General features: G+C 68.7%; 17 protein-coding genes. 13 read left to right on the top strand and 4 right to left on the bottom strand.

The genetic code is table 11. The annotated features are described in order from the left end of the window. Positions 1-14: 14 nt before the first annotated feature. A complete protein-coding gene (locus OHA77_RS30935) occupies positions 15-452 on the bottom strand; it encodes an Lrp/AsnC family transcriptional regulator (RefSeq protein ID WP_326826895.1) in 438 nt (145 codons plus the stop codon). Positions 453-606: 154 nt separating this feature from the next. Between OHA77_RS30935 and OHA77_RS30930 the strand changes: the two genes are divergently transcribed. Continuing rightward, a complete protein-coding gene (locus tag OHA77_RS30930; RefSeq protein WP_326824649.1) occupies positions 607-1,482 on the top strand; it encodes a tryptophan 2,3-dioxygenase family protein in 876 nt (291 codons plus the stop codon). Between the two features lie 77 nt (positions 1,483-1,559). Here OHA77_RS30930 and OHA77_RS30925 read toward each other — a convergent pair whose 3' ends face one another. After that, positions 1,560-2,489, bottom strand: a complete 930-nt coding sequence (locus tag OHA77_RS30925) for a LysR family transcriptional regulator (RefSeq protein WP_406312901.1) — start codon at positions 2,487-2,489, stop codon at positions 1,560-1,562. Positions 2,490-2,559: 70 nt separating this feature from the next. On the opposite strand from OHA77_RS30925, the gene OHA77_RS30920 reads away from it, so the two are divergent. Together OHA77_RS30920 and OHA77_RS30915 are read left to right on the top strand one after the other, a co-directional pair. Then, entirely contained in the window at positions 2,560-3,468 is a 909-nt protein-coding gene (locus tag OHA77_RS30920; RefSeq protein WP_406312900.1) for an NAD-dependent epimerase/dehydratase family protein, read from the top strand. A gap of 1 nt (position 3,469) precedes the next feature. Further along, positions 3,470-4,363, top strand: coding sequence for an aldo/keto reductase (locus tag OHA77_RS30915; RefSeq protein ID WP_406312899.1), 894 nt, complete (start codon positions 3,470-3,472; stop codon positions 4,361-4,363). 111 nt (positions 4,364-4,474) lie between these two features. Here the strand turns inward: OHA77_RS30915 and OHA77_RS30910 are convergent, their stop codons facing one another. Continuing rightward, positions 4,475-5,524, bottom strand: coding sequence for a hypothetical protein (locus tag OHA77_RS30910; RefSeq protein WP_406312898.1), 1,050 nt, complete (start codon positions 5,522-5,524; stop codon positions 4,475-4,477). A gap of 290 nt (positions 5,525-5,814) precedes the next feature. On the opposite strand from OHA77_RS30910, the gene OHA77_RS30905 reads away from it, so the two are divergent. The 7 genes from OHA77_RS30905 to OHA77_RS30875 all read left to right on the top strand — a co-directional run bounded on the left by OHA77_RS30905 (position 5,815) and on the right by OHA77_RS30875 (position 11,836). Beyond that, entirely contained in the window at positions 5,815-6,555 is a 741-nt protein-coding gene (locus OHA77_RS30905; protein WP_406312897.1) for a Mut7-C RNAse domain-containing protein, read from the top strand. Between the two features lie 173 nt (positions 6,556-6,728). Further along, positions 6,729-7,133 carry a hypothetical protein gene (locus OHA77_RS30900; RefSeq protein WP_406312896.1) on the top strand — a complete coding sequence of 135 codons (405 nt, stop codon included), beginning with the start codon at positions 6,729-6,731 and terminating at the stop codon, positions 7,131-7,133. Between the two features lie 192 nt (positions 7,134-7,325). Continuing rightward, positions 7,326-8,279 carry a S41 family peptidase gene (locus OHA77_RS30895; protein WP_406312895.1) on the top strand — a complete coding sequence of 318 codons (954 nt, stop codon included), beginning with the start codon at positions 7,326-7,328 and terminating at the stop codon, positions 8,277-8,279. 304 nt (positions 8,280-8,583) lie between these two features. Then, positions 8,584-9,006 carry a PPOX class F420-dependent oxidoreductase gene (locus OHA77_RS30890; protein ID WP_326824658.1) on the top strand — a complete coding sequence of 141 codons (423 nt, stop codon included), beginning with the start codon at positions 8,584-8,586 and terminating at the stop codon, positions 9,004-9,006. Positions 9,007-9,297: 291 nt separating this feature from the next. After that, the gene (locus OHA77_RS30885; RefSeq protein WP_406312894.1) at positions 9,298-10,029 is read left to right on the top strand and encodes a class I SAM-dependent methyltransferase; all 732 of its coding nucleotides are present in this window, start codon (positions 9,298-9,300) and stop codon (positions 10,027-10,029) included. 183 nt (positions 10,030-10,212) lie between these two features. Next, the gene (locus tag OHA77_RS30880) at positions 10,213-10,842 is read left to right on the top strand and encodes an HAD-IA family hydrolase (RefSeq protein ID WP_406312893.1); all 630 of its coding nucleotides are present in this window, start codon (positions 10,213-10,215) and stop codon (positions 10,840-10,842) included. Between the two features lie 574 nt (positions 10,843-11,416). Beyond that, positions 11,417-11,836 (top strand): DUF3291 domain-containing protein, encoded by a 420-nt coding sequence (locus tag OHA77_RS30875; protein ID WP_326824662.1) that lies wholly within the window; start codon positions 11,417-11,419, stop codon positions 11,834-11,836. 209 nt (positions 11,837-12,045) lie between these two features. Here the strand turns inward: OHA77_RS30875 and OHA77_RS30870 are convergent, their stop codons facing one another. Then, positions 12,046-12,630: a TetR/AcrR family transcriptional regulator gene (locus tag OHA77_RS30870; RefSeq protein ID WP_406312892.1), complete on the bottom strand. Its 585-nt coding sequence runs from the start codon at positions 12,628-12,630 to the stop codon at positions 12,046-12,048. Between the two features lie 84 nt (positions 12,631-12,714). Between OHA77_RS30870 and OHA77_RS30865 the strand changes: the two genes are divergently transcribed. From OHA77_RS30865 to OHA77_RS30855, 3 genes are all read left to right on the top strand, one after another. Beyond that, positions 12,715-13,176 (top strand): DoxX family protein, encoded by a 462-nt coding sequence (locus OHA77_RS30865; RefSeq protein WP_406312891.1) that lies wholly within the window; start codon positions 12,715-12,717, stop codon positions 13,174-13,176. A 64-nt stretch (positions 13,177-13,240) separates the two neighbouring features. Further along, positions 13,241-14,128, top strand: coding sequence for a VOC family protein (locus tag OHA77_RS30860; protein WP_406312890.1), 888 nt, complete (start codon positions 13,241-13,243; stop codon positions 14,126-14,128). Positions 14,129-14,301: 173 nt separating this feature from the next. Beyond that, positions 14,302-14,874 carry a hypothetical protein gene (locus tag OHA77_RS30855; RefSeq protein WP_406312889.1) on the top strand — a complete coding sequence of 191 codons (573 nt, stop codon included), beginning with the start codon at positions 14,302-14,304 and terminating at the stop codon, positions 14,872-14,874. The last annotated feature ends 83 nt before the right edge of the window (positions 14,875-14,957 follow it).

Here is a 14,957-nt window from a genome sequence, read left to right as displayed (position 1 = left end):
TATGGTGCCCCCCGTCAGACGGCGGGCGGCACCGCGGTGACCGGCCGGTTGGCCAACGGACTAGAAAAGATCATCGTGCTCGACGGCTTGCCGTAGGCGGCCAGACGATCGATCAGGGACTCGAACGCCGCCATCGAGGGCACCGCGATCTTGAGTACGCTGCACACATCCCCGGTGACCCGGTGGATCTCCCGGATCTCCGGCCAGGTCTGCACCTGAGGATCACGGAGCACACAGGTCGGCCCGTAGCAGGTCATCTGCACGAACGCGGACACCGCCCAGCCGGCCCGCCCGAGATCCACCGCCGCGTGATAGCCGGTGATCACTCCGGACTCCTCCAGACGCCGGACCCGATCGGCCACCGCGGGTGGTGACAGGTGGACCCGGCGCGACAGTTCGTTGAAGGAGAGCCGCGCGTTCTCCTGGAGTTCACGCAGCAGCTCCCAGTCCATGACGTCCACCAGGGGATCCTTTCACCCGAAACCGATATGACCGATATCGATACCAGATATAAGGCTTTTCAGGAAAAGGCCGTTGAACTGGTATTCCTTCTACCCCTATCACCGCATCATCATGAAGTGTTAACGCGTGAGAGGAGTGCGACACATGGAACCGACGGGACGGGTACGGCCGACCTCGGCCAGCGAGCGAGCCGAGCGGGCCAGGGCGGGGGGCGGGCTGCCGACCCTCGAATTCGAGCAGGAGGTCCCCTACGACGCCTACGTCCGCACCGACATCCTGCACGATCTGCAGCGTCCGCTGAGCGACGCTCCCGGCGAGATGTCGTTCCTGGTGATCACCCAGGTGATGGAGCTCTACTTCAAGCTCATCACCTTCGAGCTGAGCGCCGCCCAGGAGTCACTGCGCGCCGACCGGGTGCGGGACGCGCTCGCGGCGCTGCGCCGTACGGCCCTGCATCTGGAGGGGCTGAACGCCAGCTGGCGCAGCCTGCGCTGGATGACGCCCTCGGACTTCAACAGGTTCCGCGACCAGCTCGGAGAGGCTTCCGGGCTGCAGTCGAGCATGTACCGGCTGGTGGAGTTCCGGCTGGGGCTGAAGAACGAGGCACTGATCCGGCCGTTCAAGCGCAGTTCGAAGGGCGATGTCCTGCATCGCGTGTTCGCCGAGCCGAGCGTCTGGGACGACACCATCGCGCTGCTCGCCCGGCACGGCTACCACCTCCCGGACGAGGTGCTCAACCGGGACTTCGGCACCGAGTACGAACCGCACGAGGCGGTCGAGCGCGCCTGGGTGGAGGTCTACCGTGACGACTCGGCGAAGAACGACCTGGTGGCGCTCGGCGACGCGCTGACCGAGGTCTCCGAGCTGTTCGGCGACTGGCGCTACCAGCACGTGGCGGCGGTGCGCAGGTCGATGGGCGCGAAGCCGGGCAGCGGCGGTTCCAACGGCCTGGCCTGGCTCGAACGCAGCATGGCGAGAGTGGTCTTCCCCGAGCTCTGGTCGGCCCGTACCCACATGTGAGGAGGCACCCTCTCCGAGGACATGCGGCGGCGGGACGCCGAAGACCCCGGACATCGATCCCGACGGCTTCGCCGTGGTCACCCGCGCGCGCCGGAGTCGTCCTCCCGGAGTTCGGCATCATCGGCCGACCCCCCGCACAGGGCCGCCACCAACGCGTCGACGTGGGGTTGGGGGCGCCGCCTGAGGACGGTGGCCACGCCGATGTACCGGGTGGGCCGGGGCGGCCGGATCGGCAGGCTGAGAGCGGCCGGGTCGAGGGAGACCCGGGGCACGAGTGAGACGCCGACTCCCGCGGTCACCAGCGTCTGGGCGAAGAAGTAATCGGTGGTGCTGCCGGAGATCTGCAGTTCGAATCCGGCACGGGTGGCATACCGCCGCAGGAAGGCTTCGGTCTTCAGGCAGCCCATCACCCACCGCTCACCGGCCAGTTCGGTCAGGTCGACCGATTCGCGGCCGGCGAGGCGATGCCCCGGCGGCAGGACGACCGACATGCCGTCCTCCATCAGCGGCGTCCACACCAGGCCGGATCGATCGCCGGGCCCGACCGGAAGCGGTCCGTCGAAGTGGTAGGCGAGCGCGAGATCGGCCTGCCCCTGCCGGACCATCGGCACGCTGTCCTCCGGTTCCCGCTCCACCACGTTGACCTCCACATCGGGCCGCTCGGCGACGAACCGGGCGAGCGCCCGCGGCAGGAGGTGGCGTCCGCCGCTGGTGAACGTGGCGACCGTCAGCCTCGTCCGGCCGGCCGTCAGCCGTCCGATCTGCTCCTGCGCGTGATGCAGCTCGGCGAAGACGGCCTCGGCCGCCTCCACGAGAAGGCGGCCCGGTTCGGTCAGCACGACACCGCGGGTGCTGCGCTCGACGACGGCGGCTCCGACGCCGCGCTCCAGGGCGGCGATCTGCTGCGACACCGCCGAGGGGGTGAAGCGCAGCACGGCCGCGGCTCTGCTGAAGCTCCCGTGCCGGGCCACCTCGCGCAGGACGCGCAGCCGCTGTGTGTCGATCATCAGTTTTCCTAACAGCCGGTTAAGCAACGAGCCACTTCTGCTAACGATCGTAGCCGGGCAGGCTGAGCGCATGAGAAACGTGTGCGTCATCGGCGGCAGCCGCTACTTCGGAAGACACCTGATCGAGTTGCTGCGCGCCTCCGGGGCCCGGGTCACGGTCGTCAACCGAGGTTCGAGTGCCCCGCCGGACGGGGTCGACCACGTCATCGCCGACCGTGACGACGAGGACGGCTTCAGCGCGGCCCTCGCGGGCCGGACCTTCGACGTGGTGCTCGACCAGGTCTGTTACCGGCCGCAGCAGGCCGCCATCGCGCGGCGCGTCTTCGCGGGGCGCACCGGACGCTATGTGATGACCTCGACCATGGAGGTGTACGACCCGGCCACCTCCGACCTGCTACGGCCCTCCCGGCCGGGCGTCGCGGTCACCGAGCGGTCCGTGGACCCCGGTGTCTGGCCCGCCCGGCCCGTCCACACCGCGGACGAGGCCGTCGACTACGCCGAGGGAAAGCGCCAGGCCGAGGCGGTCTTCACCCGCGATCCCGTTTTCCCGTACGTCAGCGTGCGCAGCGCGCACGTCCTCGGCGGCGGCGGCCGGGACTTCACCGGACGGCTCACGCACTATGTGCGGCGCGTCGCGGCGGGCGAGCCGGTCGTCATCCACCGTGACCCGTTCCCGACCTCGTTCGTCAACGACCGGGAGATCGCCGAACTGCTGTACTGGGCGGCCGGCGCCGAGTTCACCGGGCCGGTCAACGCCTGCTCCGACGGCGAGCTGAGCGTGACCGAGCTGTGCTCGCTCGTCGCGGCACGCGTGGGCAGGGAGCCTGTCTACCAGGTGTCCGGCGACGGGCACGCCTCGCCGTACTCCTTCGACCGTTACTACGCCATGGACAACGGCCGGGCCACCCGGCTGGGATTCACCTTCTCGAAGGCGGCCGAGTGGCTGCCGGACGCCATCACCGAAAGCCTGGAGGCCTGACATGCGGAACCGTCGGATCGGCGACATCCGGACAGGCGCGATCGGCCTGGGCGCCATGCCGCTGTCCATCGAAGGGCGACCCGATGAGGCCCGGGCCATCGCCACGATCCACGCCGCGCTCGATGCCGGGGTGACCCTCATCGACACGGCCGACTCCTACCAGTGGCACGCGGACGAAGTCGGCCACAACGAGGAGCTGATCGCGCGGGCACTGGCCGCCTACGGTCCCGGCGCGGCCTCGGTCCTGGTCGCGACCAAGGGGGGACGCGGGCGTCCGGGCGACGGTTCGTGGACCGTGACCGGAACCCCCGACCATCTCAAGCGCGCCTGCGAGGGTTCGCTCAGGCGGCTCGGTGTGGAGTCCCTCGGCCTCTACCAGCTCCACAAGCCGGACCCGGCGGTGCCGTGGGCCGAGTCCGTCGGGGCGCTGCGCGACCTGCTCGACACGGGCAAGATCCGGATGGCCGGGCTGTCGAACGTCACCACCGAGCAGATCCGGCAGGCCCGCCTGATCCTCGGCGACCGGCTCGTGTCGGTGCAGAACCGCTACTCCCCCGCCGTCCGCGACAGCGCGCCGGAGCTGCGGCTCTGCGAGGAGCTCGGGATCGCCTTCCTGCCGTGGAGCCCGCTGGGCGGTGTCTCCCGCAGTGCCCTCGACGGTCCCTCCCGGCTCGCCTCCCCGGACACCGCCTTCCACGCGGTCGCCGCCGAACGCGCCGTGAGCCCGCAGCGGGTCGCGCTCGCCTGGCTGCTCGCCCGGTCCCCGGTGGTCGTCCCGATTCCGGGTGCCAGCCGTCCGGAGACGATCCGCGACTCCGCTGCGGCGGCGGAACTGCTCCTCACCCCTGACGAGCTGGCCCGGCTGTCCGGTGATCACGTCCCGGCCTCCCGGTGACAGGCGGCCGGCGCCGACCGGCCGGCCGCCCCGTCCACGGCCCGTCAGATCACCACGGCCCGTGGACCTTCTGACGGCGCATCCGGTTCACCGGACACCCCCGCTCCGGTTTCACTGACCGCAGCGCCAGACCGTCGGCCGGGTGTTGGTGGTGTTCGGGATGGGCTGGGAACCGCTGATCGTTTCGTCGTTCCCGACGACGTATGCGTTGCTGTCGGCGTCGCCGAGGATGGAGTCGAACGTCCAGAGCCGCCAGATGCTGTTGTAGTAGCTGTAGTTCGCCCCCTCGTCGGAGCTGGCCTTGATCAGGCCGTTCCGGTTGATGCTTTCGGCGGAACTGGTGCCGGGCAGCAGGTGCAGGCTCCTGTCCCTGTCCCACATCACGCCGTCGGAGTAGTACTTGCCCGCGGAATCCTGGCGGGTGACGTCGCCGACCACCCGGCCGTTGGAGATGTCGCGCACGATGGTGCGCGTCGCCCCCGGCACCGTGGGCAGGTAGGTGGTCACGCCGTCGCGCAGCAGCCCCACCGCGTACGTCCCCTGGCTGCCGTTGAAGTTGAGCAGCATCGTGCCGTCATCGTCGATCCCCACGAGGACGCCGTCCTGGGGAAGGGCGGGCAGCGCTTCGAACTTGTCCGGCTGGCCACCGGGCCAGCGCACCTGGATGGTCTGGTAGACACCGTCGATGTTGCCCCAGACCCAGCCGATGATGTCGCCGTTGTCCTTGATGGCCCTGGGAGTGGAGACGTACGTACCGGGCGGCTTCGGCAGCGGCTCCATCTTGCCGTTACGGGTGCGCCAGCCCTCGCTGCTGGGGAGCGTGCTGCCACTGGGGTTGACGCCGATGACGGTCCCGGCGGGATTCTGCCCCACCACAACGGTCCGGACGGTCCCCGTCCCGTAATCGGTGGTCGTCCCGTTCTTCCACGCCACCACCCGGCGCTTCCCGTCGGCGCCCTGTGCCGTACCGGCGTAGCCGCCCTGATCGTCCGTCACCGAGACCGTGCCCGACGTCGTGCCGGCGGGCAGCGGCAGCGCGCTCGCCTGCCATACGCATCCCACGGCGGCGACCGCCGGAGCGGCCGTGGCGGCCGGGGCGTACAGGACGCCGGACAACAGCGCCACGGACAGCGCCGCGCCTCCCAGAACTCTGGATCTCACGGTAATCCTTCCCACGTCGCGGTGGGCACGGTCGTGCCCACCGCTAACTCTGGGCGCGTGCCACGCCTTCCTCGACCCCGGCGACACCCCTGCCCGTCCCCGGCTCCGGCCGGCTACGGCCACCGCCTCGGTGACCGGATCACCGTGACCGCCGGAGAACTCCGGCGATCCTCCCCCGGAGCGGCCTCTGCTCGCCGCCGGAGGGGTACGCCACGGCCGGGAGGCCGCCGCCCTCGAAACGCCCGGCCTTCGAGGAGGGCCGGATCCCGCCGGGATGGCATGCTGACAGGGTGGTCGAACCTGACGTGTGCCTGCGTATCGACAGCGAACTGCTACTGTTCCTGCCCACGAGCCGCCGACATGAGTGGCAGCGGGTGGCGTCCGACGGGACGTCGACGCTGGGGCACGTCGTGCAGTCGGTCGGCGTCCCGCTGCCGGAGGTGGGGTCCATGACCGTCGACGGCGTGCTGACCGGCCCGTCCTACCAGCCGGCCGCCGGTGACGTGGTCCATGTTCACGCCGTACCCCGCCCCCAGCGGGTGCCCCTCGAACCCGGGCAGCTCGCGCCCCGCTTCCTGCTCGACGTCCATCTCGGCACCCTCGCCCGGCGGCTCCGGCTGCTGGGCATCGACGCGAGCTACCACAACGACATGGACGATCCCTCACTGGTCGTCGAGGCGAACGCCGAACGCCGCGTGCTGCTGACCCAGGACCACGGCCTGCTGCGCCGCCGGGCGCTCTGGTTCGGCGCCTACGTGCGGGGCATCAGGCCGGATGACCAGCTCGGCGACCTGCTGGAACGGTTCGCGCCGCCGTTGCGGCCGTGGACCCGCTGCACGGCCTGCAACGGGGAGCTGACGCCCGTCGACAAGGGCGAGATCGAGCGCCGGTTGGAGGCCGGCACCCGGCGCTCCTACGACGCCTACGGCCGGTGCCCGGAGTGCGGCCGGATCTACTGGCGAGGCGCGCACAGCGAACATCTGGAAGAGATCGTGCGGTCGGCGGTGCGGGCGGTCGGCTCTCCATCCTGAAGGTGGGACCGGGCGCCCGCCGGTCCGCGTGGGTGTACGGCTTCCGCCCGCCGGGGCGGAAGCCGTACCGACTCACGGCCTGGAGAGGTGGACCGGCCCGCCGCCGGAACGCCTGCGCCCGTCCCGGACAAATAGGAAATCAGCCTGCAAGCGGCCGGTCGTACGGTCACGCCATGACGACCAAGAAATGCTTCATCGTATCGGCCCTCGGTCTCACCCTTCTGTCATCCGGCTGCGGTGGCGGATCCGACGCCACGTCGGCACCGGACGGTCAGGTCCAGGACCGTCAGACGGTGACGGCGTCACCGGCTCGGGACTCCTGCGGCGGGATCGCCGGCACGGTCGAGCAGCACATCCGGCGAGCCGCGGTCGAATCGGTGACCGTGGCGGGCCAGTGCACGTCGGTGTCGGTCGAGACCGGCCTCGACGACGGGGAGACCGCCGCGGCCAAGCGGATATGCGAGGCCGCAGCCGAAGTGGCCTACTCCGGCGACACCAACGCCATCCGCGTGCTGGGCAGGTCGGGCAAGGAGCTCGCGATAGGGGTCGCCGGCGCCGGGTGCCTGGTGGAACCGTAGGCTCTCGCTCCGCCGGTGCCCGGAAACGGCGCGCGGTGCCCGGGAAACGGTGCGCGCGGTGCCCGGGAAACGGTGCGCGTGGTGCCCGGGAAACACCGTGCGGCGGCCGTCCGGCCCGGCGGACCGTCCGGGTGGTCCGCGACCTCGACCTGGAAGTCCGGAATCGTGGTCGGGACACTAAAGTCCGTGGCTATGAACTGGTCCCCACAGATTGAGGCGCTCTGCGCGCAACTGGTCGAGCGCTACGTCTTCCCCGAGGTCGGGACGGAGGTCGCGGAGATCCTGCGGAAGCGGCTGAACGCAGGCGCCTATGACGAGATCGCAGGAGACGAGGCCTTCGCCGCGGCGGTGACCGAGGATCTCCAGTCGGTCAACGGCGACAAGCACCTACGGCTGATCTACAGCATCGACGAGGTGCCGGTCGACGACCCGGTCGACGCCGCCCTGTACCGGGCGGAGATCTCGCTGTCCGGGTACGGCTTCGCCCGCGTGGAGTGCCTGCCGGGAAACATCGGATACATCGACACGACGACGTTCTGCCTGCCCGAACTGGCCGGCGACCGGGCGGTGGCGGCGATGACGCTGGTGGCCGACACCGACGCGCTCGTGTTCGACGTACGCCGCAACCTGGGCGGCTCGCCCGGCATGGTGGCGTTGATCTGCAGCTACCTCTTCGGCTTCGACGAGCCCACCCACCTCAACTCCATCTACTGGCGCGCGACCGGCGAAAACCACCAGTCCTGGACCCTGCCCTACGTCCCCGGCCCGCGCTTCGGCCCCGACAAACCGATCTACGTCCTGACCGGCCCGCTGACGTTCTCCGGAGCCGAGGAATTCGCCTACAACCTGCAGACCCGTGAGCGTGCCACGATCGTCGGCGAGCGCACCAGAGGCGGCGCCAACCCCGGCACCCGCTACCGCGTCGGCCCGCACCTGAAGTCGGCCGTCCCCTCGGGCCGCGCCGTCAACCCGGTCAGGGGTGACAACTGGGAGGGCGTCGGCGTGGCGCCGGACATCGAGACGACGGCCGAGGACGCGTTCGGCCGGGCCTACGGCCTGGCGTTGCGACACGTCCTCACGCTGGGCGAGGACGGCGCCCGCCGCGCGGTGGCCGCCGAGGCCCGCGAGGCCCTCGCCGCCCTCTAGAGCAGCGCGTACGAGCATCACACCCGGTCGTTCGATCTTCCCAGCTCGACTCCGGACGTGGCCTGGCCGGTCCCGCCGCTCATCCGCTGACCCGGTTGAGCACGTCAAGGATCGTGCAGGCCTCCGCGCTGTTGACCTGGTCGGGCACACAGATGTTCCGCTGGTACATAAAACTGCCTCCTTCCGCCGGCACTCCCTGGTCACAGACGATGGTCCCCGTAACAAATGATCCTCTGAGGGCACGTTTGACGACTGCAGGCGTTTGAACACTCCGGCCGGACCGCGCCCTCAAGGAAGGTCGATCATGAAAGTTCAAGAGAAGGACCAGGCTGTGACAGTCACGTTCAACGAAACGACGCGCAAGCTGCTCGACGGCAGGAACTTCGCAACGGTCGCCACTCTCAACCCGGACGGCGGACCTCAGTCCTCGGTGGTGTGGATCCTGCGCGAAGACGACACGGTGCTGTTCTCCACCACCACCGGGCGGCGAAAAGCACGCAACCTCGCCAAGGACCCGCGGATCAGCGTCTCGGTTTTCGAGACCGAGAACCCGTACAACTCCGTGGAGATCCGTGGCACCGCCGAACTGGTCGAGGACGGAGACAAGGCGTTGCCGCACAGGCTCTCGCACAAATACCTCGGCGAGGACCCGCCGCCGGAGCCCGACGACGTGATCCGCCTGATCGTCCGCGTGGTGCCGGAGCGCGTCATCAATTTCTCCATCTGAGGCCCCGTCGGCGATCCCGGCCGGCCGCCACCGCAATCCGGGTGAGCTGAATTACGCGGTCAACGGGCACTACGCCACGGGGTTCACCGTCCATCGCCCAGGAGAGCGGTGGGGCAGCGTGCCTGACGTATCGATCTTGGCGCTGGTCGGCCGGGTGACGGGCCGGGAACTGGACAGGGAGTGGATGAACGGGGAGCACACTCGCTACGTGGTTCGCGAGTAGTACGCCGCCACGCGGGATCGATCAGGAACTCAGATGCGGGTCATCGGCCGTTCGTGGATACTGCGGGAATGTTCTCCGACGCCGACGCAGCCGAGCTGTACGACCTGCTGAATCCGTGGGATGCCGTGCGGCATCCCGGCGATGCGTTCTACAACGATCTCGTGATGGCCGCGGACGCCGTACTGGACGTGGGCTGTGGCACCGGCAGCATGCTGCACCAGGCGCGCGAGTACGGGCATTCCGGGCGGCTCGTCGGGCTGGATCCGGACCGGGCGGCGCTTGAGCGGGCTCGGCGGCGCACCGACATCGAGTGGGTCGTCGGCGTTGCCGCCGAAGTGGCCTGGAAGCGAGAGTTCGACCTGGTGACCATGGTCAGTCACGCGTTCCAATGCCTCGTGGGCGACGACGAGCTGCGCACGTCGCTTGCCGCGATCCGGGCGGCGCTGCGTGACGGTGGCCTGTTCGCCTTCGAGACGCGCCACCCTCAGGCTCGCGCGTGGGAGGAGTGGAATCCGTCGAACGCGTCCGAGGTCATGGACGCGGCCGGCCGCAAACTGCATGTGGCGCACCACGTCGAGTCGGTCCTCGGCGACGTCGTGACGTTCACCGAGACGACCAGCGACTCGGACGGTACCGTCCTGCGTGTCGACCGCGCGAGCCTGCGTTTTCTGGACGTGCCGACGCTGGGGGCGTTCCTGGCCGAGGCCGGCTTCGCCATCGAGGCGCAATACGGCGATTGGCACCGCGGCCCTGTCACCGACACCAGTCGCGAGATCATCGTCCTCGCGCGCCGCGTCTAGATCAGACTTCCGGTCATCTCGGCTCCTCGTCGCAGTCGCGCGGCGTCTCACCATAACTTCCTGCCCAGCTCAAAGAAGTGGACATTCTCCAACCGGCTACCGCACAGGGTTGGGGGTGATCGACGATCTGGTGCTTTGTTCTCACCGAGCTTCGTCCCGGCTGCCTATGACACCCTCTGATCCATGGCGATCAAAGCTTTCCTGTTCGATGTCGACGGAGTGTTGCTGGATTCCGGCGCGACGCACCGGCGAATCTGGGACGCCTGGTCTGACATGCGCGGGCTGGACCGAGACCGGGTGTGGAGTCTCACCCACGGCCGTCGGCCCGAAGACACCATTCTCGATGTCGCACCCACCTTCGATCCCGTCGCCGAGCGCCAGGTGTTGAATGATCTGATGGTCAGGGAAGGTGATGCCTTCCCGGCGGCGCAGGGGGCTGCAAGCCTGTTGGGCAAGCTGGATCAGCACCTTTGGGCATTGGTCACTTCAGGCAGCCAAAGCCCGGTTCACCGCCGCTTCAGGCTCGCCTCGCTCCCGTTGCCCACGGTGCAGATCTATGGCGAGGACGTCAAACGGTCAAAGCCTCATCCCGAGGGTTACCTCAAGGCGGCCGGACTTCTCTCAGTGGATCCAGCCGACTGCGCCGTGATCGAAGACGCACCTCATGGGATAACCGCCGGAAAAGCGGCCGGATGCACCGTGATCGCTGTGGCCACCACCCACACACGTGATGATCTGAGCAAGGCGGATGCATGCTTCTCCTCGCTGGAAGAGGCGACGCCGCACCTTCTTACGATGATCAGGAATCACTGAATACCGCGACCGAGGCACACGATCGCTCACGTCCACACCCGCCCAGCGCGACTTCCAGTCCTCGGAGAGGCTCCGGAATCCGCCGACAGGTCCGTATGGACCGGCGAACCGGTTTTCTGGCCGAGGGATGGAAACGCGTCAGCTGTGATGCGGTCCGCTCAGCACCGATCATGCGTTTGAGCGCCTTGTCATGATCATTGGCCTACAGATGGGCCCACGCCATATCCGGCTCATGGTGCGCCGCAGGTTGCCGTGATGGTAGCTCGGCTGGTTGATCGTCTCACCTCCGCGCTCGATCAGCCCCTGTGACGACCCTCACCCTATCTTGGCGTTGACAAGATAGGGAACTTCCTCCAATCTTGGCGATGACAAGATTAGAGGAGGGAATAGTTCCCTCCATTGCCCTGATCGCCGGCTTCGAGGTCTTTTTGCGCTGTGCGGCGCTCCCGGCCTGATGTCCGTCGTCAATCGAGCAGACGGTCGCGCTACCGCACTGGTTCCACCGGCCGCTGATCGACACGCGGCCACCCCACCCCGTGCGACCTCTTTGTTCTTCGCCGTGAAAGGTCCCCTTATGCCCACCATTCCATGGATCCGCGTCGAACCCCCCGTCGCTCCCGAGGCCCTGGTCATGGCCTCCCGCCTGGAAGTGAAGTCGCTGCGCCAGGTTCCGGGTTTCCTGATGGCCTCCGTGACATTGTTGCGTCAAGCCCGTCGATCGCCGGGTGCGCTGGGCGTCGCCTTGAAGGCGGAGTTGTTCAAGCGCACCTTCTGGACGGTCTCCGCCTGGACAGACAGAGCGGCCGTGCAGGCCTACGCCGTTACCGAGCCGCACAAGTCGACCATGCGCCGTAAGCGCGCCGTGATGCGTGAGTCCACGTTCGTCTTCTGGACGGTGCCCACCGGGGAGTTGCCCATCACGTGGGATCAGGTGCGCCACCGCCTCGCCCGGGAACGTGACGCGGACCGCGGATCCACCCCCGCGAGCAGGTGAACGCAGATCCGGCCCATTCGACGATCAGCCATGAACCGGCGGCGCGCAGGTGGCCGCACTGGAACCCCGGCCAGGTCAGGGACATCGCACTGTTGGAGATCTTCCTACGGCCGCAGAGCCGAGCCGGACTCCCGTCGAGCATGGCGGGACGCCCCGGATCGTCGGGGGCTGGATCACGAGGCGGGGCGCCTCAGGCCGCGTGACCCTTCTTACTCCGACACGTTTCCGCCCAGCGGGCCGAAGACAAGCTGGATGAGCGAGCGGGCAATCTCCTCCGGATCGCCCTGGGCGCTTTCGGAAAGGGAGCCACTGAGCCACAAGCCGGCGAAACCGTGGGCCAGCGACCACGCGGCGATCGTGGTCAGCCTGTCCTGCGCCGGGCTCGGCGACAGTCTGCCGGCGCTGGTGACGAGCACATGGGCGGCACGATCGCGCGCGGATTGCATGCCGGGATCGTCCGCGCGATACAGCTCCGGACGGAACATCACCTCGAAATAGGGCCTGTGGTCGATGGCGAAGCGCACGTACGCCACCCCCACCGCCAAGATGTCCCCGGTCGCGCGTTCCAGGCTGTCGGCGAACAGCTCGAACCCCTCGGCGGCCACGGCCGTCAACAGCCCCGCCTTGTCACCGAAGTGGTGAGCGGGCGCGGCATGTGAGACGCCCGCGCGCCGGGCCAGCTCACGCAGGCTCCATCCGGCGGGACCGGACTCGCCGATGGCTTGAAGGGCAGCGGCGACGATGGCCGATCGCAGGTTGCCGTGGTGGTAGGCCGATTGATTGATCTTCCTCACCTCCGCGCTGCACGACCTTCTGGGTAACGTGCCCTCACCATATCTGGACATTGACAAGATGGCGAACCTCCTCCAATCTTGTCGATGACAAGATTGGAGGAGGAGATGGTCTCGTTCATCGCCCTGATCGGGGGCTTTGTCGCCTTGCGACTGCTGGGCCTGGTCGGCCTCGACATGCTGGACGGCTGGCAGCCCGCGCTGCGCGGCGCCCTGGCCCTGATGTTCGTCGTCACCGGCGTACCGCATTTCCTGCCCTCATGGCGGCGTGACTTCGCCGCCATGATCCCCGCGGCGTTCCCGCAGCCCGCCCTGCTGGTCAGCATCACCGGGGTGCTGGAACTGGCCGGCGCCGCCGGACTGCTGCTGCCGCCGCTCGCGCCGTTCGCCGCGATCGGGCTCGCGCTGCTCCTGATCGCCATGTTCCCGGCCAACGTCTCGGCGGCGCGCCGCGGCCTCACCCTGGCGGGAAAGCCGGTGCTCCCGCTCCCCGCCCGCACAGCCATGCAGTTGCTCTTCGTCGCCGCCGCCATCGCAGCGGCCACGTGACCAGAGCCGATCACTTCTCGGCACACCGTACCCGCACGTCATCGACCCCGAGAGGGGAACGACCATGAACGCGTCCGGCACGACCCCCGACATCGACTACATCGATCACACCGTGCTCATCACCACCGACCTCGCCGCGACCTCGGCCCGTTATGAGGCCCTCGGCTTCACACTCAGCCCGATCTCCCCCCACCTGCTGGCCGAACGGCCCGGCGGGCCCCTCCTGCCCACCTGCACCGCCAACCGGTGCGCCTACTTCGGGCAGTCGTTCATCGAACTACTCGGCGTCGTCGACCCCGCCGCACCCGACCCCTGGGGCGTCCACCAACTGCGGGAAACCTACCGCGGGCTGCTGATGACCCTCGGCTCCAGCGACATCCAGGCCACCGCTCATCGGCTGCGCACCGCAGGTCTGGCCTCCACCGGAATCCGCGCGCTGGAGCGCGAGGTGCCAACCCCCGAGGGCCCGCGGACCGTCCGCGCCGACAGCGTTCGCATCGACCCCGTCCACACTCCCGAGGGCGCGCTGCAGGCCACCCAGCATTTCACCCCCCAGTACGTCCACCAGCCCCACTACCTCAACCACCCCAACGGCGCGGTCGGCCTGCACAGCGTGCTGCTGGTCGTCCCGGACGACGAGGTGGACACCCACGAGGAGCACTACGCGCAGCTGCTCGACACCGACGTATGGTTCGAGGGCCCCAAGCACGTACTGCCCCTGCGGCACGGCCAAGTGGAGATCGTCCCGCAATCCGCGCTCGACGACCTGCTGCCCGGACACACCCTGCCCGCCCTGCCCCTGCTGGCCGCCCACACCATCGCCGTGACCGACCTGGCCGCCGCGCGCAAGCTCATCGAAACCAACGAGATCCCCACCCACGCCACGCCGGACGGCTTCTACGTCGCCGCCCAGGACGCTTGCGGCGTCCCGCTCGCCTTCACCCAGAGCTGACGCCCCCGCCCACCGCCGTGCTCCGCTCGGTGGTACGCCACACTGGGCCGCAAACCGTCAACACAGCCGATCACGAGCGACAGGATCACGCCCGGCCTGCCGGCCCGCGAGCGCTTCACCAGCCCGGGCGCAGCGGACAAGGAGGCGACCGGGGTGTGCCCGACAATGAACCCATGGATCTCCAGCACGCGGTAACGCACTACCGGCGCCTGATCAAAGAGGTCGGATGGCTGGAGGAGGGGATGGCATGGACCGTCATCCTGCCCATCTCGGGGAGAGTCTCTCCGCAGGAGGCCGCTACACGCCTGATCGGCGGTAGCCGTCCCGAACTCGGCGAACTCGACCCGGGCTTACCCGATGTCGTCTCCTTCGGCCGGGCAGGGGCGGCAACGATGCTCTTCGAGGCGACCGGTTTCAGCCACGCCGAAGATACCCACGTTCTGGAGCGGCTCAGCGAGAACGCCCGCGTGTGGCATGTGTCCTGGAACATCACCGGCAGACGCATACTCGTTCATGCCGCCCAGGGGAAGGTGCTGGCCCAGATGCTCGATTTCGACCCCGACTGGCTGCATGGCATCGACCCCGGCTCCTTGCGGGAAGAGGCGGCGATTCTCCGTGGCATCGGCCGGCACAGGCCGCCGACCAGGTACAAGACCAGGGTGATGGCGATGGTGGAACACCGCACCGGAGCACGCCTCGACAAGCAATGGCTCGACCGGCCTCAGCCGGCCCTACCCCTCGGCTGACCACCCACCGAAGGCATCCAGCTCACCTGATGCGGACACATTGCGCCAGATCTCATGAGCTTGCTCCGCTCCGGCTGAGCTTC

The organism is Streptosporangium sp. NBC_01639, from assembly GCF_045209755.1.
Taxonomy (GTDB): Bacteria; Actinomycetota; Actinomycetes; order Streptosporangiales; family Streptosporangiaceae; genus Streptosporangium.
Note: the sequence above shows the minus strand (reverse complement) of the source record. Positions and strands in the feature narration are given on the sequence as shown.

Coding starts and splice junctions, on each gene's coding strand:
- OHA77_RS30915 (WP_406312899.1), top strand. CDS start 3,470: ATGCGGAACCGTCGGATCGGCGACATCCGGACAGGCGCGATCGGCCTG.
- OHA77_RS30860 (WP_406312890.1), top strand. CDS start 13,241: ATGAACGCGTCCGGCACGACCCCCGACATCGACTACATCGATCACACC.
- OHA77_RS30880 (WP_406312893.1), top strand. CDS start 10,213: ATGGCGATCAAAGCTTTCCTGTTCGATGTCGACGGAGTGTTGCTGGAT.
- OHA77_RS30920 (WP_406312900.1), top strand. CDS start 2,560: ATGAGAAACGTGTGCGTCATCGGCGGCAGCCGCTACTTCGGAAGACAC.
- OHA77_RS30875 (WP_326824662.1), top strand. CDS start 11,417: ATGCCCACCATTCCATGGATCCGCGTCGAACCCCCCGTCGCTCCCGAG.
- OHA77_RS30855 (WP_406312889.1), top strand. CDS start 14,302: ATGGATCTCCAGCACGCGGTAACGCACTACCGGCGCCTGATCAAAGAG.
- OHA77_RS30865 (WP_406312891.1), top strand. CDS start 12,715: ATGACAAGATTGGAGGAGGAGATGGTCTCGTTCATCGCCCTGATCGGG.
- OHA77_RS30930 (WP_326824649.1), top strand. CDS start 607: ATGGAACCGACGGGACGGGTACGGCCGACCTCGGCCAGCGAGCGAGCC.
- OHA77_RS30935 (WP_326826895.1), bottom strand. CDS start 452: ATGGACTGGGAGCTGCTGCGTGAACTCCAGGAGAACGCGCGGCTCTCC.
- OHA77_RS30925 (WP_406312901.1), bottom strand. CDS start 2,489: ATGATCGACACACAGCGGCTGCGCGTCCTGCGCGAGGTGGCCCGGCAC.
- OHA77_RS30895 (WP_406312895.1), top strand. CDS start 7,326: ATGAACTGGTCCCCACAGATTGAGGCGCTCTGCGCGCAACTGGTCGAG.
- OHA77_RS30900 (WP_406312896.1), top strand. CDS start 6,729: ATGACGACCAAGAAATGCTTCATCGTATCGGCCCTCGGTCTCACCCTT.
- OHA77_RS30885 (WP_406312894.1), top strand. CDS start 9,298: ATGTTCTCCGACGCCGACGCAGCCGAGCTGTACGACCTGCTGAATCCG.
- OHA77_RS30890 (WP_326824658.1), top strand. CDS start 8,584: ATGAAAGTTCAAGAGAAGGACCAGGCTGTGACAGTCACGTTCAACGAA.